Origin of the sequence: Halothiobacillus neapolitanus c2 (assembly GCF_000024765.1) — a bacterium.
GTDB classification, from domain to species: domain Bacteria; phylum Pseudomonadota; class Gammaproteobacteria; order Halothiobacillales; family Halothiobacillaceae; genus Halothiobacillus; species Halothiobacillus neapolitanus.
The window spans coordinates 1,218,511-1,240,753 of sequence record NC_013422.1 but is presented as its reverse complement, the minus strand read 5'-3'; the positions used below and the strand labels follow the sequence as shown (position 1 = coordinate 1,240,753).

Annotated in this window: 21 protein-coding genes; 8 read left to right on the top strand and 13 right to left on the bottom strand. The window is 53.2% G+C overall.

Annotation, left to right across the window (positions count from 1 at the left end; genetic code table 11):
- Positions 1–30: 30 nt before the first annotated feature.
- The 10 genes from HNEAP_RS05725 to pcnB form a co-directional block, all read right to left on the bottom strand.
- Positions 31–789 carry a cytochrome c1 gene (locus HNEAP_RS05725; RefSeq protein WP_012824012.1) on the bottom strand — a complete coding sequence of 253 codons (759 nt, stop codon included), beginning with the start codon at positions 787–789 and terminating at the stop codon, positions 31–33.
- A complete protein-coding gene (locus HNEAP_RS05720; protein WP_012824011.1) occupies positions 786–1,997 on the bottom strand; it encodes a cytochrome b in 1,212 nt (403 codons plus the stop codon). The genes HNEAP_RS05725 and HNEAP_RS05720 overlap by 4 nt, the downstream gene beginning before the upstream one ends.
- A complete protein-coding gene (gene petA / locus HNEAP_RS05715) occupies positions 1,994–2,590 on the bottom strand; it encodes a ubiquinol-cytochrome c reductase iron-sulfur subunit (protein WP_012824010.1) in 597 nt (198 codons plus the stop codon). The genes HNEAP_RS05720 and petA overlap by 4 nt, the downstream gene beginning before the upstream one ends.
- Positions 2,591–2,887: 297 nt before the next feature.
- A complete protein-coding gene (locus HNEAP_RS05710) occupies positions 2,888–3,637 on the bottom strand; it encodes a Nif3-like dinuclear metal center hexameric protein (RefSeq protein WP_012824009.1) in 750 nt (249 codons plus the stop codon).
- Between the two features lie 154 nt (positions 3,638–3,791).
- Complete coding sequence (gene tilS, locus HNEAP_RS05705; protein WP_012824008.1) at positions 3,792–5,126, bottom strand: tRNA lysidine(34) synthetase TilS; 1,335 nt, start codon at positions 5,124–5,126, stop codon at positions 3,792–3,794.
- Positions 5,127–5,163: 37 nt separating this feature from the next.
- Positions 5,164–6,123: an acetyl-CoA carboxylase carboxyltransferase subunit alpha gene (locus HNEAP_RS05700; protein ID WP_012824007.1), complete on the bottom strand. Its 960-nt coding sequence runs from the start codon at positions 6,121–6,123 to the stop codon at positions 5,164–5,166.
- A gap of 52 nt (positions 6,124–6,175) precedes the next feature.
- A complete protein-coding gene (gene panC / locus HNEAP_RS05695) occupies positions 6,176–7,027 on the bottom strand; it encodes a pantoate--beta-alanine ligase (protein WP_012824006.1) in 852 nt (283 codons plus the stop codon).
- Positions 7,028–7,870 (bottom strand): 3-methyl-2-oxobutanoate hydroxymethyltransferase, encoded by an 843-nt coding sequence (panB, locus tag HNEAP_RS05690; RefSeq protein WP_012824005.1) that lies wholly within the window; start codon positions 7,868–7,870, stop codon positions 7,028–7,030. It abuts the gene before it with no gap.
- 4 nt (positions 7,871–7,874) lie between these two features.
- Positions 7,875–8,429: a 2-amino-4-hydroxy-6-hydroxymethyldihydropteridine diphosphokinase gene (gene folK / locus HNEAP_RS05685; protein WP_012824004.1), complete on the bottom strand. Its 555-nt coding sequence runs from the start codon at positions 8,427–8,429 to the stop codon at positions 7,875–7,877.
- A gap of 19 nt (positions 8,430–8,448) precedes the next feature.
- Positions 8,449–9,810 carry a polynucleotide adenylyltransferase PcnB gene (gene pcnB, locus HNEAP_RS05680; RefSeq protein ID WP_012824003.1) on the bottom strand — a complete coding sequence of 454 codons (1,362 nt, stop codon included), beginning with the start codon at positions 9,808–9,810 and terminating at the stop codon, positions 8,449–8,451.
- 317 nt (positions 9,811–10,127) lie between these two features.
- Between pcnB and HNEAP_RS05675 the strand changes: the two genes are divergently transcribed.
- From HNEAP_RS05675 to HNEAP_RS05650, 6 genes are read left to right on the top strand one after another with little or no spacing between them, the layout of a single operon-like run.
- The gene (locus HNEAP_RS05675; RefSeq protein WP_012824002.1) at positions 10,128–12,959 is read left to right on the top strand and encodes a monovalent cation/H+ antiporter subunit A; all 2,832 of its coding nucleotides are present in this window, start codon (positions 10,128–10,130) and stop codon (positions 12,957–12,959) included.
- The gene (locus HNEAP_RS05670) at positions 12,959–13,315 is read left to right on the top strand and encodes a Na+/H+ antiporter subunit C (protein WP_012824001.1); all 357 of its coding nucleotides are present in this window, start codon (positions 12,959–12,961) and stop codon (positions 13,313–13,315) included. The genes HNEAP_RS05675 and HNEAP_RS05670 overlap by 1 nt, the downstream gene beginning before the upstream one ends.
- Entirely contained in the window at positions 13,312–14,934 is a 1,623-nt protein-coding gene (locus HNEAP_RS05665; RefSeq protein ID WP_012824000.1) for a monovalent cation/H+ antiporter subunit D, read from the top strand. Before HNEAP_RS05670 ends, HNEAP_RS05665 begins: the two co-directional genes overlap by 4 nt.
- Positions 14,931–15,449, top strand: a complete 519-nt coding sequence (locus HNEAP_RS05660; protein ID WP_012823999.1) for a Na+/H+ antiporter subunit E — start codon at positions 14,931–14,933, stop codon at positions 15,447–15,449. Before HNEAP_RS05665 ends, HNEAP_RS05660 begins: the two co-directional genes overlap by 4 nt.
- Positions 15,446–15,754 carry a K+/H+ antiporter subunit F gene (locus HNEAP_RS05655; protein ID WP_012823998.1) on the top strand — a complete coding sequence of 103 codons (309 nt, stop codon included), beginning with the start codon at positions 15,446–15,448 and terminating at the stop codon, positions 15,752–15,754. The genes HNEAP_RS05660 and HNEAP_RS05655 overlap by 4 nt, the downstream gene beginning before the upstream one ends.
- Before the next feature lie 2 nt (positions 15,755–15,756).
- On the top strand, positions 15,757–16,071 hold the full coding sequence (locus HNEAP_RS05650) for a Na+/H+ antiporter subunit G (RefSeq protein ID WP_012823997.1): 315 nt from the start codon (positions 15,757–15,759) through the stop codon (positions 16,069–16,071).
- Positions 16,072–16,108: 37 nt separating this feature from the next.
- Here HNEAP_RS05650 and HNEAP_RS05645 read toward each other — a convergent pair whose 3' ends face one another.
- Both HNEAP_RS05645 and HNEAP_RS05640 read right to left on the bottom strand, forming a co-directional pair.
- On the bottom strand, positions 16,109–17,752 hold the full coding sequence (locus tag HNEAP_RS05645) for a methyl-accepting chemotaxis protein (RefSeq protein ID WP_012823996.1): 1,644 nt from the start codon (positions 17,750–17,752) through the stop codon (positions 16,109–16,111).
- A 244-nt stretch (positions 17,753–17,996) separates the two neighbouring features.
- The gene (locus HNEAP_RS05640; RefSeq protein ID WP_012823995.1) at positions 17,997–18,464 is read right to left on the bottom strand and encodes a c-type cytochrome; all 468 of its coding nucleotides are present in this window, start codon (positions 18,462–18,464) and stop codon (positions 17,997–17,999) included.
- 230 nt (positions 18,465–18,694) lie between these two features.
- Here HNEAP_RS05640 and HNEAP_RS05635 point away from each other — a divergent pair, with 230 nt between their 5' ends.
- Both HNEAP_RS05635 and HNEAP_RS05630 read left to right on the top strand, forming a co-directional pair.
- Positions 18,695–19,234, top strand: a complete 540-nt coding sequence (locus HNEAP_RS05635) for a gamma carbonic anhydrase family protein (protein WP_012823994.1) — start codon at positions 18,695–18,697, stop codon at positions 19,232–19,234.
- A 14-nt stretch (positions 19,235–19,248) separates the two neighbouring features.
- Positions 19,249–19,932, top strand: a complete 684-nt coding sequence (locus tag HNEAP_RS05630) for a metal-dependent transcriptional regulator (protein WP_012823993.1) — start codon at positions 19,249–19,251, stop codon at positions 19,930–19,932.
- Between the two features lie 32 nt (positions 19,933–19,964).
- On the opposite strand, the gene uvrD is transcribed toward HNEAP_RS05630, so the two are convergent.
- Positions 19,965–22,151, bottom strand: a complete 2,187-nt coding sequence (uvrD, locus tag HNEAP_RS05625) for a DNA helicase II (protein WP_012823992.1) — start codon at positions 22,149–22,151, stop codon at positions 19,965–19,967.
- Between the last annotated feature and the right edge of the window lie 92 nt (positions 22,152–22,243).

Here is a 22,243-nt window from a genome sequence, read left to right as displayed (position 1 = left end):
TTTTTTTAAAAGCAGAATTGAATGATGTATTTATGACTCAGGTTGTTTGATATCGCGCCAGTATTCCTTTTTAAGGAAAAACATGAGTACGGTAAAGAGCAAAATGAACCCCAATACATACGGGCCGTAAGCCATGCGTTGAATTTTTGCCGGTTCAGACATGTACACCATGTAAGACACGAGATCTTCTACCATAGTATTAAATTCAGCTGGCGGCATGCTTCCGGCAATGACAGGTGGCTTGAGCCCGGATAGACGCTTTTCTGTTGAGCCATCGGGCATTTTTAAATCGGTATAGACAGGCTCCTGTACGCCCTGCTGTGCCGCGAAAACATCGGGCATGTTGACATCGGGGAAAATAGCGTTGTTTACACCCCAGCGTTTGGTCGGGTCAGCGTAGAACGAAGTGAGATAGGTATACAACCAATCCGCGCCTCTAACACGTGCAATCAGAGAAAGATCGGGCGGTTCAATGCCGAATACCTGCTTGGCATAATCCGCAGGCATGAAGTTAACCATTTCATCGCCCAACTTTAGTTTGGGTGGGAGCAGTGCCTTGGCCTGGTCACTGGAAAGGTCAAGGTCAGAAGCGACCCGGCCATAGCGCATGTACTTCGCTGTATGACAGGTTGCACATTGCGCCTGGAAAGTTAGAGCACCTCGATACAGGGCCGCCTTGTTGGACAGATCGACCGATACGAGTTTCAAGGGAATGGCATAGCCTTCAGAAGCTTGAGCCGCTGTTGCCAGCATCATGCTGGCGATGATGATAAAGGTAGCCCGAATCATTGCACTCGCTCCGGTACAGGTTTAGCCGTTTCAAATTTGCTCACCAGAAACAGGGCAATAAAGAACCCGAAATAGATGAAGGCGAAAATACGAGAGAACAGCGTATTCCAGTAGGTCACTGGCTGGGTGCCAAGGTAACCAAGACCCAAGAAGGCGACAACGAACGAAAACAAAATCACTTTAAACGCCATCGAGCGATAGCGGATTGATTTGACCGCGTTTCTATCGAGCCAAGGCAGTAAAAAGAGAATCAAAATGGCCGAACCCATGGCCACAACACCAAGGAATTTGTCTGGGATCGCCCGCAAGATTGCGTAATGTGGCGCGAAATACCAAACCGGTGCGATGTGTTCCGGGGTTTTCAATGGGTCTGCCGGAATGAAGTTGGGCGCTTCAAGAAACTTTCCGCCGCCATCTGGCCAGTAGAAAATGACAGCCGCAAATAGGAACAGGAATACACCAAGGCCGAACAAATCCTTGACCGTGTAATAAGGATGAAACGGGATGCCATCAACGGGTTTGCCGTGCTCATCCTTATTGGTTTTGATTTCGACCCCATCGGGGTTGTTCGATCCCACTTCGTGCAGCGCCATGATGTGACCACCGATCAAGAACAGCAGTACAAGTGGCAGCGCAATGACATGCAAGGCAAAAAACCGATTGAGCGTGACATCGGATACAACGTAGTCGCCACGAATCCAGAGGGCGAGATCAGGCCCGATGTACGGAATGGAGCCAAAGAGGGAAATAATCACCTGAGCGCCCCAAAAGGACATCTGGCCCCACGGCAGCAAGTAGCCCATAAAGGCTTCGGCCATCAGGGTCAACAGGATCAAAACGCCGAAGATCCAGATCAGTTCGCGTGGCTTTTTGTACGAGCCGTACATCAACCCACGGAACATGTGCAGATAAACCGCGATGAAGAAGAACGATGCACCGGTGGAATGCATGTAACGAATCAACCAGCCCCAGCTAACGTCCCGCATGATGTATTCAACGGAGTTGAACGCTTGAGCCGCTGATGGCTTGTAGTTCATCGCAAGCCAGATGCCAGTGACGATCTGAATGGCGAAGACAGCCAGCAGGATTGATCCGAAGTAGTACCAGAAATTGAAGTTCTTGGGGACGTAGTATTTAGCGAGATGCGCGTTCCAGAAGTGGGATACGGGCAGTCGATCATCGACCCATTTGCCTAACTTTTGAATCATGCTTTCTTCTCCGCAACGCCAATTCGAACGATATCATCCGTCGCAAAAATGTAGTCAGGCACAAGCAGGTTCAGTGGTGCTGGCATGCTCTTGTACACTCGACCGGCTAGGTCGTATTTGGAGCCGTGGCATGGGCAGAAAAAGCCACCTTTCCAGTCGGGACCCAGGTCTTTTGGTGCAACTTCCGGGCGATAGGTGGGCGCGCAGCCTAAATGAGTGCAAACCCCGATGACGACAAAGATGTTCTTCTTACGCGCACGGAAGAAGTTATCAGCAAACTTTGGTTGCTGACTGGCCACTGCGCTGTTTGGATCGAGCAGTTGGCTATCCAAAGAGGGCAGCATTTCAACCATCTTGTCGGTACGGTGTACGACAAAGATTGGTTGTCCGCGCCAAGCAACAGTGACCATTTGGCCTTCGGCCAGTTTGCCAATATTCACATCTACTGGCGCGCCCGCAGCTTCGGCACGAGCACTGGGTTCAAATGAGGATAAAAAAGGCACTGTAGCGAAGCCGGCGCCTACTGCGCCTACTGCGATGGCAGACCCCGTTAAAAAACGACGCCGACCCGGATTGACAGGAACATCAGCCATTAATTACTCGCTCCAACCTTGTTTCAGTTTAAAGTCAACTTATTCATTGTTATGGGCTCAATGTGTTTCCCAAAGCCTACCCGCTTTGCCATTGATGTGTTCACTCTATTTCCAAGCATGAAAGCCATGGTTGTTTGAGCGCACTTTTCCGCTCAAGTTCGGCCGCAAACTTTGCGAGTGTTATCGCTTCCGATGTTTGCGTCAAACAAGTGTCATTAATCGCTTTTGAGATGTGTTTATCGCCTGTGACTTCAAAGGGTTAACTGGCTCAGAATCACGTTCAAACACTTTTACCGTTCACACAGGGTTGGCGATATCGACAAAACGAACCTCCAGTCCGAATTGCTCAACCAGCTTTAATCCAAGGCGACGAACACCCTCTCGTTCAGTTGCGTGGTGACCGGCAGCGTAGTAAACGATGCCCTCCTCCCGTGCAATATGCGTCGTCCGTTCACTGATCTCACCTGAGATGAAGGCATCCAGTCCCATTTGAACAGCTTCGACGATTCCATCCTGTGCGCCGCCCGTGCACAAACCAATCCGCTGAATCGCTTTATCCTGAGGGCCAACGATCAGGGGCGTTCGCCCGAGTAACTGCTCAAGGGTGCCCCCCAAATGGCTCACTGCCACGGGCGCCGGTAATTCACCTGCCAGTGAGAGTCGCTTGGCCCCAAACGGGACGATGCATTCAAGTCCCAGTTGTTCCGAGAGCGCTGCATTGTTACCAAATTCCGGCTGTGCATCCAGTGGAAGATGATAGGCAAGCAAATTAATATCATGCTTGATCAAACGGGCAATCCGTCGATACTTCATCCCGGTTAGTGCCTGAGGTTCGTTTTTCCAGAAAAATCCATGGTGCACGATGATGGCATCGGCCTGCCAATCAATCGCAGCTTCGATCAATTCTGCACAGGCGGTGACACCGGTAATAACGCGTTGAATACTGGGCTTCCCCTCAACTTGCAGTCCGTTCGGCGCGTAATCGTTCCAGGCGGCCACGTCCAGCAATTGATCGCAATAATCAAGCAACTCGTTACGGTCAATCATAGTCTGGTTTCTCCATGTGCGATATTTACATGAGGATTCTTTACAAACACCTGGCGTAACATCGTCAGCGCGATTTTTAGCCCGTGTTCCAGTTTTGACTCAATCAGCTGTAACCGGTTTTTTTCAGTGTGTGGACGATTCAAGATACTTCCCTTCAATTGGTTCGTTCGATTCGCCATGAGGCTTCGCCCGGTTCGGGACAAAAGTGCCTGTCTACGGCCCAGCCGACCAGACAAGCCAGTCGGTGCTCAATTTCAACAACCGGGATTGAAGACCTGACCCATGGCGGACATGCGTTTTCCTGAAACCAGTTTTTCAAGCTGCGTGAGTGTGCGCTGCCTTGCGGCTGAATTCGATCTTTGGGGCGTCGTGTGCGTATCAGCCAATCCCGGTCCAACCAGCGCTCACCGATGGCTAGCGGGTCGGTTATTTGCGTCCGCACCAAGTGGATATTTTTGCCCGGCGAATACTCAATCGAATGCGTTTTGTCTGTCCATGGTAATGCTTCGGGCGCTTGAAGGTCTGGAGGTATGCGCCACCAGAGTTCATCGCGATACCGACTGATCAACCAGTCACCCCAGGCAAGTTCGGGATGCTGATCAGGTTCCGCTGTTTTAAGTTGCCTGAGAAATTCGATCAATCGGGCCTTCGGTGGCATCAACGCACCGTGACGCTTGATCCAGGTTCGCAGAACGTTGGCTTGCCGAGAAGGTGCCAGAGCGAGCAATTGGCTCAGTGGCAAACGCTCCAGGCTTTCGAGATTGCCATCAATGGCTGCGAGTGATTCGAGCAATGCCAGATCATCGCCGGATTGCCTAGCTGCCTCGCCCAAACTAACGAGCGCTTGTGGCCAGCGCGATTGAATTCGTGGCAGGATTTCGGCACGCAGATAGTTGCGATCGTAAGACAAGTCTTGATTACTGGGATCATCCACCGGAATCAGGGGCAGCGAAGCCGCAAACTGTCGCAAATCATCTCGGGGCATTTGCAAAAAGGGGCGCCAATGCCAACCCGCCCCGAATCGTGTCAAGGCGGGCATGGCGGATAAGCCAGCGGCTCCACTGCCACGAAGTGCGGCCAGCAGAAAGGTTTCGACCTGATCTTCAAGATGATGTGCTGTCACCAGAACGGGTTCATCCTCGGGCTGGTAACGGCGGTACAACCATGATCGCAGCGCTTCGTAGCGGGCCCAGCGTGCGCGCGATTCCAGTGAATGCTGTCCATGTATTCCTCGAGTCGGCACGTCGATTTTAATGCAGTGCGATTCAATTGAGAAAAAGCTGGCTTGCTGACACGCCCTCGCACTCCATTCGGCCGAGTCGGGATGAATTTGATGGTCGATACTGACGACGGTGATCTCATCGATCACACCCTGCTGATACTGGTTATGCAACCAAACCAAAGCGCCCAGAGAATCAGCACCACCAGAACTGGCCAGCACAACCTTCAGAGGTTTAGGGAGCGAGTCCGGTAGCGGAGCATCAGGCATATTTTATCGTTTCACGACGACAAGTCGAAAACGGCATTCAGCGATCGATAAACTGGCCGTAACTCATCAAGCGATCGTAACGGCGTTGCAGTAATTTATTGATCGGTTGATTCGAGTGCTTGACCAGCGCGCGTTTGAGTGACGCTTTGAGTGTTTGGGTCATTTGGTCGATATCGCGGTGAGCGCCACCGCATGGCTCACTGATGACCTCATCGATCAAGCCCAACTCCAGAAGGCGTGGCGCGGTGATACCCAGCGACTCAGCCGCTTCGGGCGCTTTGTCGGCACTCTTGTAGAGAATGGAAGCGCAGCCTTCCGGGGAAATGACGGAATAGGTGCCGTACTGGAGCTGCATCACGTGGTCACCGATGCCGATCGCCAGCGCACCGCCGGAGCCGCCCTCACCAATAATGGTGACGATGATCGGTGTTTTCAGGTCGGCCATGACAAACAGATTACGGGCGATGGCTTCGCTCTGCCCCCGTTCCTCCGCATCAATGCCCGGATAAGCGCCCGGCGTGTCGATGAAGGTCAGAACGGGCAATTTGAATTTTTCGGCCATTTCCATCAAACGCTTCGCCTTGCGGTAGCCCTCTGGACGAGGCATGCCGAAATTGCGGCGGATTTTTTCTTTGGTATCGCGCCCTTTTTGCTGACCGATCACCATGACCGGGATGCCATCGAGACGCGCCATGCCACCGACAATCGCGGCGTCATCAGCAAAAGCGCGATCACCGTGCAGTTCGGTGAAATCGGTCAGCATGTGTTTGATGTAGTCGAGGGTGTAGGGGCGCTGGGGATGGCGAGCGATCTGGTTGATTTGCCATGCGGTCAGATTGCCGAAAATCGACCGCGTCAATTCCATGCTTTTGGCTTCGAGCCGCGCAATTTCCTCGTTGATATTCAGCCCTGCTTCATTATCCATGAGTCGTAACTCACGGATTTTGGCATCCAGTTCGGCGATGGGCTGTTCAAAGTCCAGGTAATTCGGGTTCATTATTCATTCTTTCCAGATAAACGCTTTGAGCAAGATTGTAGCGCAATGCGGCCTACTCTATGACCACGGGTTGATTATCAAGCAGCCGAATGGCCCCCAGTCGGGCCGCCGCCAGCAATATGCCATTTTCAGCCGTGAGCTGAGGGTCCAGCGTGTCGGGGCGGCAAAGCGCAAGGTAATCGAGTTTGAAGCCGGCAGCGGTTAATCGATTGCGGGCATTTTTCAGCACGGTATCAAGCGGCTTTCCCAGACGAAGTTGTTGGGCGCTATCCAGCAGTGTGGCATGAAGCAGGGGCGCTGTGCGACGCTGCTCTTCATCCAGGAATCGATTCCGCGAACTCAAAGCCAGTCCGTCTTCTGCGCGTGCCGTCGGTACGCCCATGATTTCTATTGGCATGTTTAGATCACGCACCATACGTCGCACGATTTGCAGCTGTTGAAAATCCTTTTCGCCGAATACGGCAACCTGCGGCTGAACCAGATGGAACAGCTTGATCACAATCGTGGCCATGCCGGTGAAATGACCAGGACGAGCAGCGCCCTCCCAATGGGCAGCCAGTTCACCCGGGTCGACACGGATGGAGAACGGATTTATTTCCGGTGTCAGTTCAGCCTCATTCGGCAGAAAAACCGCATCGACGTTGAGCCGCGTCAATTGCGCAATATCCTCGGATTCTGTACGAGGATACCGGGCCAGGTCGTTGATATCATTGAACTGCATCGGGTTGACGAATATGGAAACCAGCACGGATGGCTGATCTGCCCGACTTTGCGCTGCCTTTACCAGATTAAGATGCCCGTTATGGAGGTTCCCCATGGTGGGCACGAAGGCGACATTCCTTTCTGCTTTGGCCTGTGCCTGGCGCCAGTTCAGTAATTCATTCAAATCGCGGATGATTTCCAATTAAACGAACCCTTCATGTTCGGCGGGAAAACTCCGGCTGCGCACGGCAGATGCGTAGGCTTGCAATGCTTGGAGAATCGCCCCCCTGCCCCGAAGAAAATCACGAACGAATCGCGCAGGATGTGGATTCATTCCAAGCAGGTCGTTCATGACGAGCACCTGGCCATCGACATCGACGCCCGCACCGATGCCGATGACGGGCACATCAATCGATTTGGCGATACGCGCACCCAACGTACTAGGAACACACTCAACCAGAACCATAGCTGCACCGGCGTGGGTCAGCACTTCGGCATCACGCATAACGGCAGAGGCATCATCAATATCACGACCGCGAACCCGGTACCCGCCGAGTTGTCGCACCTTCTGCGGCAGCAACCCGACATGCGCGCAAACGGCGATACCGGCATCCGTCATGGCTTGCACCAGATCTGCCTTGGCGGCCGTGGCTTCTATTTTTACGATATCCGCTCCGCCTTCCTGAATCAGTCGCCCTGCATTACGGAGCACCGTGGGAGTATCGGTATCAGACAGAAAGGGTAAATCTGCCATGACCAAACCCGATGGCGCTCCACGACGCACCATCTTCGTGTGATAGATCATGTCGTGCATCGTCACGCTGAGAGTATCGCGTTGGCCTTGCACGACCATGCCGAGCGAATCGCCTACAAGAAGGATGTCGATTTCGGCCTCCATGGCCAAACGGGCAAAACCGGCGTCATACGCAGTTATCATCGCGATCGGTGTTTGATCGCGTTTTGCATTCTGCAGGGTGGTCAGCGTTTTGGGCTTAACACGTTGTGAACTCGTGCTGGTTTCGCCGGGGGGTGTCTGACTGCTCATGGATTTAATGCCTTTTCTGTGAAATCGTTGAGGGAGCAACGATATGCAATGGGTGCTCGGGCGCAGATGACAGCAGCTCCGCAATAAGACGGCCATCAGGCAACCGGGTATCCGGTGCAATTTCATGCCAAGGTGCCAGAACAAAGCGGCGTTTGGCAATTCCGGGGTGTGGAATGGTCAAGGTGGGTGTATTCATGGTCATTTCGCCGTACGTCAGAATGTCCAGATCCAGCACACGCGCACCCCATGCCTGAGTGGAAAGCCGCCCTGCGGATTGCTCCAGACCCTTGAGTGCCTGCAACAATGCGCCGGGTGTCAGGCTGGTTGAGATCAAGGCGACTGCGTTGACATAATCCGGCTGATCCTGCGGCCCCATCGGAGGATTTGCGTACATTTGAGATGTTCGCAACACGTCGGTGCCCGGTAACCCATCAAGCGCGGACATGGCATCCACAAGTTGCTTGACCGGCTGATCAAGATTGCTGCCCAGAGCTATGAATGCATGGACATTGTCTGATTCAGAATCGGGAGAACGGGGCGTGTCTGTGGCCGGGCGCATCAATGAGAGCTTTCGCTTGTTATTTATTCGTGGATGGGTTCTTGGGATGACGCGGGGGACGTCGCCGACGCGGGCGGCGCTGCGGATCGCCATGCCGGGCAAAATCTTCAGGCAGATGAGTCGGAACGGTTTCGCCTGAATCCATGTCGCGCTCGGGTGCGTATTGTCGCCAGAACTGGCATATGTCAGGAGAAACCTCGCCTATTTCACTGCGCAGACAGAGAAAATCGAGGGCGGCACGGAACCAGGCATGGGCCAGCAGGTGTTTTTGCTGATCTTTGAGTTCCGTCATTGCGATGCCCATCGACATCCCCTGTGCGGCTTGTTCGAGTGTCGGCTGGAGTGCCCAGATCACGCGCATCAAATCGGTCAGGCGACGAGGGATGGCAACCTGCTTGACCGTTGACTCGATGACCTCATCCATGGCCAAGGCAAAGGCAACGTCTGAGTCGACGCGTTGATGCAGCCAGTGCTCACGTCGACGGCTCAAATCGGCCCACAACAATCCCGCAAGCATGAACGCAGGATTAACAGGCAGCTGATGGCCGACGCGTTCATCCGTGCCGACAAGTACGCGCTCGACCAATCTTGAGATACGGTCATAGTCGCGATTGAGCAGGTTATCGAGCCCCGGAAAGAGATAACCCAACAAATCTAGTTCACGCAATTTAAGGAAGGCGGCCCAGGCATATCCACCTTGGAAAATCTTGATGCTTTCATCGAACAAACGGGCCGGCGCGATGGATTTCAGCAGGTCGCGGCATTCTTGGATGGCAGAAACGGAATCTCCGGTCAGGGTGAAACCGAGCTTGGCCATGAAACGCGCCGCACGGAGCATTCGGACGGGATCTTCCTGATAACGCGTTACAGGGTTGCCGATGATGCGCAAATGGCCGGTTTCGATATCCTGCCAACCCTGCACATAGTCAACAATCTCAGCGTTGGCAAAGTTGTAATACAACGCATTACAGGCAAAATCTCGACGCCATACATCTTCATCAATGCTGCCAAAAACGTTGTCACGAAGAATCCGCCCTTGGTCCGAACGGCGAACGCCGTCCTCGTCACCACCTCGGAATGTCGTTACTTCAATCATGTCATGGCCAAAGATGACGTGAACAATACGAAAACGACGGCCGATAATTCGCGCATGGCGGAATAGAGACCGCACCTGCTCGGGCTTTGCATCCGTGACCACGTCGAAATCTTTAGGTCTCATGCCTCGGAGCAAGTCCCGGACACAACCGCCCACCAGAAAAGCGGCATAGCCCTGATCGTGTAAGCGCTGCAATACATTCAGGGCGTGATCGCTGATCTGTGAAGCCACAAGCCCGTGCGTGTCTGGTGAAATCCGGGTCGGTTCTGGTTTGTCAGGAAACAAGGTGTTGATTTCTCAATATAAACAAAATGAGTTTTATCGTATGTCAGAGATGATGTCGGCAATAATGATACAAAAAAGATGGCAGAGTCTAACATCCGGTCGACAACTCACCATCATAGTCTGGCGAAAATCATGAAAATAGAGGCAGGAAATATAACCACGAGTTCGTGGCATTCGGCAAGCTGTGATAAATTTCGGGGCATGTTTGATTTTAATTATTTATCTGCTCTTGATATTTCGTCGGTGTTCAGCCCAAGAAAACGAGGCAGCGCCGGAAATTGCGCCCTTGCAAATAGATTGGAGAGCAAGCCCAGTTCATGAATTCGTTGATTCCAATCGTTCTTCTCCCCTTCTTAAGTGCACCCTTTGTTGCGTGGATTGGCGGTCGTAGTCGCCGTGCTGCGGCTTGGTCTGCCGCAGTTGCCACGCTTTTATGCCTAGCTTTGCTTGGGGGCTTGATTAGCCAGCTTGTGCACACAAATGGTCTAAACGTTGCGCACGTCATCAGCTTCAACTGGATGCCTTCGATCGGCCTTGAATTTGCCTTCCGCATTGATGGCTTGAGCTTGCTCTTTACCGGCTTGATTCTGATTATCGGCTTGCTGGTCGTGGCTTATGCCCGTTATTACCTCGCTGCCCAGGACAGTGCGGCACGGTTTTTTGCCAGCTTGATGCTGTTTATGGGTGCCATGCTGGGGATTGTGCTTTCAGAGAACCTGATTCAGATGGTTGTGTTCTGGGAGCTCACCTCGCTGTCTTCTTTTCTTCTCATCAGCTTCTGGCAACAGCGTAAGGAAGCCCGTTATGGTGCGCGGATGGCATTGGCCGTCACCGGTTTAGGTGGCCTGGCTCTGCTCGGGGGCGTGCTTTTGCTCGGACATGTGGCCGGCAGTTATAACCTCAGCGTGATTCTCGATGCGGGTGATCAAGTCCGAGAAAGTCCATTGTATCTGCCGATTTTGCTGTTAATTCTGTTGGGGGCATTCACCAAATCGGCGCAGTTTCCGTTCCACTTCTGGCTGCCCAATGCGATGGCCGCGCCAACGCCCGTTTCTGCTTATCTGCACTCCGCCACCATGGTCAAGGCCGGGCTCTTTCTGCTGGCTCGCCTGTTCCCCGTACTTTCCGGCACGAATGAGTGGTTGTTGCTGGTCGGCGGTGCCGGACTGATCACGTTCCTGCTTGGTGCCTACACGGCATTATTCAAACATGATCTCAAAGGTTTGCTGGCCTACTCGACCCTAAGTCATTTGGGATTGATTACGCTTCTGTTTGGCTTTGGAACACCCATGGCCGCCGTAGCCGCCGTGTTTCATCTGATCAATCACGCCACATTCAAAGCTTCACTATTCATGGTTGCGGGTATTGTCGATCACGAAACCGGCACGCGCGACATGCGCCGTCTCGGTGGTTTGGCGCGCAAGATGCCGCATACGGCCGCACTGGCCATCGTGGCAGCATCGGCCATGGCGGGTGTTCCCCTGCTAAATGGCTTTTTGAGCAAGGAGATGTTTTTCAGCGAAGCAGTCGATGTGGCGCAAGACTTCGGCTCCAGTTGGGCCCTGCCACTGCTGGTAACCTTGGGGGGTGTGATGTCGGTCGCCTACTCCATCCGCTTCATTCACGATACGTTTTTCGGCACACCCTCGCCTGATCTGCCCACTGAAATTCACGAACCGCATCGCGGTATGCGCATTCCGATCGATATCCTGGTGCTGGTGTGCCTTGCCGTCGGGCTATTTCCTGCCCTGCTCGTGGGCGGTTTACTGAATCTGGCTGCTGGTGCGGTACTCAATGCCCCACCACCTTATTTCAGCCTTGCGCTCTGGCATGGGTTCAATGCGCCGCTGATGATGAGCAGCATCGCCTTGGTGGGTGGTTTGCTGGTGTATCTCGCGCGCCGCCCGTTGACTCGTTGGCACGAACATAGTTTGGGACGAATAAGCGCCCGTGCCGTCTACGACCACCTCATGGTTCTGATGCAGACCGCAGCGGAGACCGTGACTCACCGTTTCGATCAGGAACGCCTGCAATCCATGGTTTTCTGGACGACCGGCGTAGCTATTGTTGCCGGCCTGATTGGCTTTTTGAGATATCAGGCACCACTTTTCGGTAACGATTCGCAGGCCGCACCGTTTGATGCGCTAACGGCTGCGGGCATGGTCATCATGATGGGCGTGTCTTTGTGGCTTGTGCGTCATCACCGACAGCGATTGTTTGCGCTCTTGTTAATGAGTGTGCTCGGCTTGGGGGTCTCCTTGCTCTTTGTTCGTTTTTCAGCGCCTGATCTGGCGTTGACGCAGCTCTCGGTTGAGGTCATTACGGTCATTTTGATGCTTTTGGCACTGCGTTATCTGCCGCAACAAACCCGTTCGGAGCTTGATCCGAAAAATCGTCCACGAATCCGCCGTGATGCTGTAATCGCCGTACTCAGTGGGGTGGGCATCGCACTATTTACCTATGCTGTCATGTCGCGTGACTACGAAACGATTGCCGGTTATTTTCTGGCAAACAGCCTCACGGAGGGCGGTGGTCATAACGTCGTCAATGTGATTCTCGTCGATTTCCGTGGATACGATACCTTCGGTGAGATCAGCGTTTTGGCGCTGGCCGCACTGGGCGTTTATGCCCTGCTACAGGGGATGCGACTGCCACCTGCTGTCTCCGCTCCCATCGCCAGCGGGCGGATCGCGCATGCCCAATTGTTGCAAACAGTATCGCGTCTGCTGTTGCCGATGACGTTGATGTTCGGTATCTACATTCTGCTGCGCGGGCACAACGCGCCCGGCGGTGGGTTCATTTCGGGTTTGATCATCGCCAGTGCACTGATGACTCAATATCTCGCTCAGGGCATCGATTCAAGCGAACGCGCTCTGAGCGTGCCCACACACGGTGCGATTGCTCTTGGCTTGTTTCTCGCACTGGGAACGGGCTTGGGCTCGATTGTTCTTGGCTATCCGTTCCTGACTTCGGCATTCACTCACGTGCATTTGCCCGTTGTTGGTGATGTTGAAGTCGCTTCCGCCATGCTGTTTGATCTCGGCGTATTCTTTGTTGTCATGGGTGCCAGCGTGCTCATGCTGACCCAAATGGCCAAACTCACACAGGTTGAGCCCACTGTTCATGCTTCCGGGCAGGTGGCCAAATGATGTCGATTCTTTTTGCCAGCCTGATCGGTTTTCTGACCGCAGCGGGCGTATTTCTCTCACTAAGGGCGCAAACATTTCCTGTTGTGCTGGGGCTGACCTTGCTCTCCTACGCAGTCAATCTCTTTCTGTTCGGCATGGGTCGGCTTAAAACGGATGCCGCTGCCGTATTGGGCAAAAGCGCGAGCTATACCGATCCACTGCCGCAAGCCCTGGTACTGACGGCCATCGTCATTGCCTTTGCCATGACTGCATTTGTGATTGTACTTGCGCTCAAAACCCGTGCTGAGTTGGGGAATGATCATGTCGATGGCGAGGACGACGCGTCAGCGAACGAACAAGGCGGTCCATCAGCATGACGCCTAACGTAAACCTTGCGCCCCATTCGTTTGATCAAATACTGGCTCTGCTGGTGTTTCTTCCCGTACTGAGCGCCATTGCATTGATAGCCTTGCACCGTGCCGGTTGGCGCCTGAAGCGTCTAATCAGCGCAGCCAGCGTCGGTGTTCTGCTGCTGGCGACGATATATCTGATGGTCAGCGGCGCGGGCAACACGCCACAGGTTTATCCCATGGGCGATTGGCCTGCGCCATTCGGCATCGTTTGGGTGTACGACCGGCTTTCCGGTCTCATGTTGCTCCTGACGGCGATTCTCGGTGTCGTTAGCCTCACTTACGCCATCGCCACGAATGAAGATCACAACGGCGCTCATTTCCACGCGCTGTTCCAGGCTCAATTATTCGGTCTGAACGGCGCCTTCCTCACCGGAGATGTGTTCAATCTGTTCGTGTTCTTCGAAGTGCTCTTGCTGGCCTCCTACGGACTGATGCTTCATGGCGGAGGGGCTGCGCGAAGTAAGGCCGGGTTGCATTACATGGTCATCAATCTGGTGGGCTCGACCCTGTTCCTGTTCGCTGTGGGGGCGCTGTATGGCGTTCTGGGCACGCTGAATCTTGCCGATCTGGCCGTCAGAATTGGTCAGGCACCCAGCAGCCTGTACGGGGTCATCGCCGCTGCCAGTCTGATGCTGTTTGTGGTATTTGCCATCAAGGCCGCTGCATTTCCGCTGTATTTATGGCTGCCCGGCACTTATGCCGAAACATCAGCACCGGTCGCCGCCTTGTTTGCCATCATGACCAAGGTCGGGTTGTATGCAATGCTCCGTGTTCACGGCACGTTATTTGATACCTCTACTGCACCGGCCAGTTTGGTACATCTCATCGGCCCGTGGGAGCTTTGGTTGGGGATCATGACACTCATCATGGCCACGCTGGGCGTACTGGCGGCAATGAATCTCCGCCGCCAAGTCGCTTACCTGATTTTGGCTTCTGTGGGCACGCTGTTGATTGCATTGGGTGTGAATACCACCGAGTCCATTGAAGCCGCGCTCTATTACTGGATACATACCACCCTGCTATCCGCAGGTTTCTTCCTGCTGGCCGACATTGTTCGAAGAAGTCGCGGTGATGATGGTTGGCGTATCCACCCTGCGATGCCGAGAGCCACGTTGATCGGTGGACTGTTCTTTATCTACGCGATGGGTATGGCGGGTTTGCCCCCCTTAACCGGCTTCTTCGGCAAGACAATGATCTTGCATTCGGTATTGGGTTCTCCCTTGATGGGTGCGATTTTCGCGGTGGTTCTGATCACCAGTGTGCTTCTGGTTATTGCGCTAGCACGGAGTGGCAGCACGCTGTTCTACCGTGTGGATCATCAGGAGCAACAGGTTACGGCGCAGACAGTCTCTTCATTTGCCTGGTTGGCTGTGTTCACGCCTTTGATTCTTGCGGCGGCGATGGTGATTTTTGCACTGCAACTGACCGTTTGGTTGCACAACACAAGCATGCAGATCAAGGATACTTCCGTGTGTATCCGTCAAGCTCTGGATCCGGCCGTGTCTCGTCTGCACACAGAAGAACCGAAACAGCCCAATCCAGCGGATGTATCACCCCACTTTCCATCGGTTAATCAAGAATGAAAAAGGTGTTACCCCATCCACTGCTCAGTCTGCTATTGCTGGGTTTATGGCTTTTGCTGAACAACAGCCTGTCCGCGGGGCAATTTCTGCTGGGTTTAATCCTTGGCATCGCGATCCCGCTCTGGGTGCGTCACGCGCTCGCAATTCACTTACCCATTCGCAAGCCATTCGCCCTGTTGGCTTACATCGCCTTGGTACTCAGGGACATCATCGTTGCCAATTTCGTGGTGGCCAAGCAGGTGCTCGGGCCTAACCGGGCTCTGCAACCGCATTTTCTGAACATCCCGCTGACGGTATCGCACCCCACGGCGATCAGTCTGTTCGCCAGTACCATTACGCTCACGCCCGGTACGGTTTCCTGTGAGCTGAGTCAGGATGGCCGAACATTACGAGTACATGCGTTGCACACGCTCGATCCCGTCGCCGAGGTTGCGGGCATGAAGGAAAGGTACGAACGAAGACTAATCAGGATCTTTGGTGAAAAAAGCACTTCGACCGTGCAGGAGCACCCATGATCACGGTAGCAACTCAGATTGGACTTGTTCTCGTCGGTTTGGCCTGTTTGCTCAGCCTCTATCGTCTGTGGCGTGGCCCCACCCTGCCCGATCGGATTCTTGCCCTGGATACGCTGACAATCAATGTCATCGCATTAATCGTACTGTTCGGCCTATGGATTGGCAACACCATCAATTTCGAAGCGGCTCTATTGATGGCCGTTCTGGGCTTTATCAGCACCGTCGCCTTGAGCAAATATGTACTGCGTGGCCAGATTATCGAAGCGCATATCGACGATAAGCAAGTCGGGAAATCAGGAGATTAAACATGTTATCCGAGTTTACGCATTGGCTTATTTCCGGCCTCATCTTGCTTGGCAGCTTTTTTGTGCTGCTGGGTTCGGTCGGCATGGTCAAGTTTCCTGACTTCTTCATGCGTCTTCATGCGCCGACCAAAGCGTCAACACTTGGAGTCACCGCGATTCTGGTTGCCTCGATGATCTACTTCACAATCAAACATCAAAGCCCTTCGCTGCATGAATTATTGATCGTGGTATTTCTTTGGCTGACGGCACCGATCAGCGCCCTGATGATGGCTTCTGCCGGTCGACGTGTGCATAAAAAAAAGGTGGACACAGACTGAGTCCGTGTCCACCGCCGTAACGCTGCTATGCAGATGCTTACAGTCTGAACTGATTGATCTTCGCTTGCAGCCCTTCGGCCAGTCGCGCCAGTTCTTCGGAGGCAATCCGAGTCTGGCCCGCACCCTCGGCGGATTGTTCGCTGATCGAAGAAATCTTCTGAACGTTCCGGTTCATCTCTTCTGTCACCGCACTTTGTTCTTCAGCGGCACTGGCAATCTGGAAGTTCAGATCGTTGATGGTTTGCACCGATTGCGTGATGGCCTGCAGCGAATGCTCGGTCTCTTTCATGGCTCCGATGCTGGCTTCTACCTGAACTTTGCCTTGATGCATTGCCGAAACCGCTGCCTCTGAACCTGTTTGTAAGCGTTCGATCATCTGACGAATTTCTTCAGTAGAACCTTGTGTTCGAGAAGCCAGAGAGCGCACCTCTTCTGCCACAACAGCAAACCCACGACCATGTTCTCCTGCTCGTGCTGCTTCGATGGCGGCATTCAAGGCAAGCAAATTGGTCTGCTCGGCAATCGCGCGGATGACTTCCAGCACCTTGCCAATATCCTTCGATTCGCCTTCAAGCGAGGTAATGGCGACTGCCACGTGATCAACGTTCGCGGCCAAATCATTGATAATCTTCACCGAACGTTTCACCACACCCTGACCACTGGTGGCCGCATCATTGGCTTTACTTGCCGCAGCCGAGGCATCGGCCGCATTGCGGGCGATATCGTGCACAGTGGCGCTCATCTCGTTCATGGCCGCAGCCACCATTTCGGTTTCCTGTTGTTGCTGGCGAACGCCTTGGTCGGTTTGCGCCGAAACAGCCGAGGTTTCCTCCGCCGCCGCCGCCAGTTGGACTGAAGCAGAACCGATTGATTTCAGGGTTTCACGCAAGTTTTCACGCGCTTTGTCCAGATGCCGCAAAATCATGCCCAATTCATCTTTCGAGGTGATATTTATGCAGCTATCCAATTCACCTTTGGATAATGAAATGGCCATCTGATCTGCCGCACGCAAGCCCTTGGAAATTTCGCGAATGACCCAAGATGCAATCCCGATCACCAGCAGTAACGAGACCACCATGAGCCCGCCATAAAACCAGTTATCCCGATCAACGGCATGGCGCATCCGGTCATTTTCGCTCTTCAAATTATTGTTGAGCAGGTCTTGATAGGCTGTAGCCGCTTTTGAGAACGTATTCATTTTAGGAACAAGCTGAGAGATAAATATCGATCTCGCCGTCTCAAAGTCACCTGATTTCAAGGATGCGATCATCGGCAACATCGTTTCTTCTACCAATTTGTTTTCTGCGGAAATCAGCCCCAAACGGACTTGGTTTGCTTCCGCTGACCGATGTCGCACACCAGATAAATTAGTATTGAGTTTTTTGAGCGCAGCCAAATCCTCACCGATAGGGTTCAAGTGGCGATCAATAGAATGGTCAGCGTGCAGGGAGACGCTACTTGAATTCGGATTATGCTGCAAAGCCATTTGAAGCTGAATCACGATCAGGTTGATCTCTCGGATCGATTGATTTGCAACAATCATCGGTTGAACTCGTAAGTTGAAGTTTTGCTCTGCACGGTCTTGTGCATTGTTTTCGTTAAGCATCCCAAAAACACCAAGCACCACGATGACAAGCATCGAGAATGCGGACAAGATGATCAACTTGGCTTTAATGGTCATGGCTGTTTCCTTGAGCACGCGTAAAACTGTTCAAAATGGTTGTAACAAGCATTGGTGATGTTGCTTATCGGCTGACGCGGCGAAAACTTAAGTTGTTTTTGCCTCGGCAGCAAGGCATTTCAAACTTAAAAAATTTCGGGCAAAAAAAACCCGACGCCTTGTCGGGTTCTTGAGCCTTGAACATCTGATTATTCAGAAATCCTGATCGGCACGGTACCGCGCCTCACACGATCAAGCTGAATGCTTATCCTTCAGACTTGGAACGGAATGAATCGTGGCATTTTTTGCAGGTGCCGGCAGTTTCCTTGAACTGGGGGCCAATTTGAGACATATCGCCCGTTTTTGCGGCCACAACCAAAGCGGCAGATGCTTTTTGGAAGGCAACCACATCTTTGTTGAATTTTTCCGGCTCACTCCAAACGGCATCCTTGGCGTGGGTTGGCGCAGCCATGCTGTCTGAGCCCTTGGGGAAGCCATCTTGAGTAAGCATGCTCATGGTATGAACCGTTGATGCCATCTTTTCGAAATCGGCCTTGTTGTAAGGCATTTCTTTCTTGACCATGGCCGCCATCATCTTGAAGTTATAGCCGGTCACTTCCATCATGGATTGGCGATACTTGATCGCATCGGTCATGGAATCGGCCGCAGCGAAACTGCCAACGGCAACCGACAAACCTAACGCCGCCGCCACTGCAAATTTAACTAAACGCATGTCACATCACCTCATAAAGTTTTTTCAAACGAGTTTTTGATTGGCATCCGAGCCTTAAGCAATTTGCCCGAACAATGTAAAAATATAGTGAAACACTACAGATTGCAAAATTAGTCATGCAAACTATTTTTCCATCGGGAGTCTGCGTTCAGAGTCACGGCATAATAGATCCAAAGAAAACGGTCAATCGGCTAAACTCCCGCCTTTGAATGCAGGAAATGAGGCTTCAGATGATTCGAAACTACGTGGATAAAACCCCGGTTGTGGCATCGGATGCCTGGATTGACGACTCGGCCGTCGTGATCGGTGACGTGCATCTGGCAACCGGCGTGTCCATCTGGCCCACAGCCGTACTTCGCGGTGATGTGAACAGCATTCAAATTGGTGCCCGCAGTAATTTGCAGGATGGGGTCATCGTCCACGTCAATCAACCCAGTGCCAAAAGGCCGAAGGGCTCTCCCTGTCTCGTGGGAGAAGACGTCACGGTTGGTCATCGCGCGACTTTGCACGCTTGCAAGATTGGGAATCAGGTTCTGGTCGGTATGGGTGTGATCGTTTTGGATGACGCCATCGTCGAAGATCAGGTCATTATCGGTGCGGGCAGTGTTGTAGCGCCGGGTAAGACACTGGAAAGTGGTTTTCTTTATCTTGGTGCCCCGGCTCGAAAGGTTCGTCCGCTTACCGATGATGAGAAAGCTTATTTCGTCCAGTCTGCTCGCTTTTATCATGAATTGGCGCAACAACATGCGCAGCACAGTTCGCCTTGCTGAATTGCGAGAAGATTATGAAAACAAGCATTGCCTATGAGGATTACCTCAAAGCCATTTTCAAGCTAGCCGAACAACGTAGCGATTCTGCGGCGAGTACTTCAGCCATTGCCGAGCGGCTCAATATTGCACAGGCATCCGTAACTGCAATGCTCAAACGATTGAGTCACGACGGATTGATCGAATATGAGCGCTATCAAGGCGCGCGGCTGACATCTGCTGGAGCGGCAATCGCCATCGACATGATTCGCCGACATCGCGTGATCGAGACATTTCTGGTGCGGGATCTCAATGTGCCGCTGGCTGATGTGGATGCCGAAGCGGAAATTCTGGAACATGCCTTTTCCAGCGCTCTGATCGACCGCTTATGGGCGCATCTTGGCGAACCTGAGTTCGATCCGCACGGCGCGCCGATTCCCGCGCCTGCTCAAGCACCAATTGAACGGCGCGATCTCACCGCACTTTCAGAGCTTGTTCCCGGTGATCAGGCGACAATTGTGCGCTTGGCAGCGCAAAACGCGGGGCAGTTGCGAATGTTGACGCAACTTGGGTTGGTTCCGGGACAAGTCATCAAGCGCAGTGCCGCTCCCATCGGCGCCAGTGACGTTTATCTGCAAATAGATAAGCAATCACGGGCTTTGAATCCGGCACTCGCCGATGCCGTATGGGTGCTGTGCCCGGGAAAATCCGGTACTGAATAGTAAAAATTATTGCCGGATCGTGATTTGCACGATTAAACCGGAACGAGATTGGCATAGCTCAAAATCAGCCATTTACTGCCCTCAATGCCGAAATTAACCAGCACCCGCGTATTCGCGCCCGATCCCTCGTGATCGATGATGGTACCTTCACCAAACTTGGCATGGCGCACAGCCTGACCGATACGCCAGCCCGCCTCCGTGGATTCCGGCTTGCCGGGCAATCCGGATTGCGCCCGGAACGCCTGTTGCGCTCGTGGCCGGATTTCGTCAATCAATTTTCCGGGCAGTTCGCCCAAAAAACGCGAAGGCATCGGGAACATTTGTCGCCCATGCAAACGGCGCGATTCGGTGCTGGTGAGGGTCAGAACCTTTTGTGCTCGAGTAATGCCGACGTAACACAATCGCCGTTCCTCTTCGAGCCGACCGGGTTCATCGATTGACATCTGGTGCGGGAAAAGCCCTTCTTCCATACCAACCAGAAAGACCATTTCGAACTCGAGCCCCTTGGCCGCGTGCAAGGTCATCAACTGGACGCAATCTTCCCAAGCCTCGCCTTGCGCATCGCCCGCATCGAGACTGGTTTGGCTTAAAAAAGCATCCAGTTCGCTCATGCCTGGCGATTCGTCCGGATCAAAAACGAATCCACGCGCCGCATTGACGAGCTCATCCAGGTTTTCGAGTTTGCTTTGCGCGCGCTCTTGATCTCGGTCCTTCTTGTGCTGCTCACGCAGACCGCTTCGATCAATACAAATGGCTACACGATCGGATAGCGTTTGTGTAGCCGAATCGACGGCAAGTGAATCGATCAGATCAATGAATTGCCTTAAACCACCCGATGCGCGCGGGGGAAATGCACCACTCGCTAACAGATTTATTGACGCTTGCCATAATGAGGTTGCAGCCGTTCTGGCCTGATCACGAAGCGCCTGAAGGGACTTGTCGCCCAATCCCCTTGCCGGGTTGTTGATAACCCGCTCGAAGGCCGCATCATCGTCGCGGTTGGCCACCAGGCGAAGGTACGCCAATGCATCGCGTATTTCAGCCCGATCAAAGAAACGCAGACCGCCGTAAACCCGGTATGGCAAACCTGCGCGGATCAAGGCTTCCTCAATGGCGCGTGATTGTGCGTTGGCTCGATAGAGAATGGCGCATTCGCTCCGTGGAAGGCCATCACGAACCGCTTGTTCAATTTGCTGGGTCACGAAATAGGCTTCGTCCTGCTCATTGAAAGCGAGGTAGTAGCGAATCGGCTGCCCCCGCTCGCCTTCCGTCCAGAGCGTCTTGCCCAGACGCCCCTGATTGCGCGTAATAATGGCGTTGGCTGCATCGAGAATATGCCCAGTCGAGCGGTAATTCTGCTCCAGCCGAACAAGATGCGTGTTCGAGAAATCACGGGCAAAGTCATGAATATGTTCAATTTTCGCACCACGCCATCCGTAGATGGACTGGTCGTCATCACCCACGGCGAAAATGCCGTTATCTTCGCCAACCAGAAGCCGCGCCCAGGCATATTGCAGGCTGTTGGTATCCTGAAATTCATCGATCAGAACTTGCCTGAACCGGCGTTGGTAATGTTGACGCAACGTGTCGTGATCTCTCAGTAACTCTGTGGCTCTCAAAAGTAATTCGGTGAAATCGACCAACCCGCCGCGCTGACAGATGTCTTCATAGGCCTGATAGACAGGCATGATCGCATCATTCAGGTGATCCCCACTCGTCGCCAGATGTCGCGCCCGAAGCCCTTGCTCTTTCCAACCGTTGATTAGCCCTGCGACCATGCGCGGCGGCCAACGGGTCTCATCCATGTTGGCTTCACGCAGCATCCTTTTGACCAGGCGGAGTTGATCGTCCGAGTCCAGAATCTGAAAGGAGGACGGTAGATTGGCTTCCTGATGATGCATCCGTAACAGGCGATTGGACAGGCTGTGAAAGGTGCCGACCCACAAGCCACCCAGACCAGAACTCGCTGAACTAGCCTCATTTGGGGCCAGCAATGTGGACAATCGCTGACGCATCTCACCTGCGGCCTTGTTTGTGAACGTCACCGCCAACATGCTATGCAACGAAAGCCCTTGTTCGTCATGAAGCCACGCCATGCGATGCGTCAGTACGCGGGTTTTACCTGAGCCGGCACCGGCAAGAACCAGGGTGGCCAACGAGGGGCTGGTTACGGCCTCACGTTGCGCTTCGTTCAGTGGATCGAGGATTTTGTTTGTCATGGGTGCGAATTGTACCGGCGCTGAAGTGTTTTTGCCTGTTGTGTGCGCTTAAATTCCTGTAAGGCAAAATAAAAAACCCGGTCATTCTATGA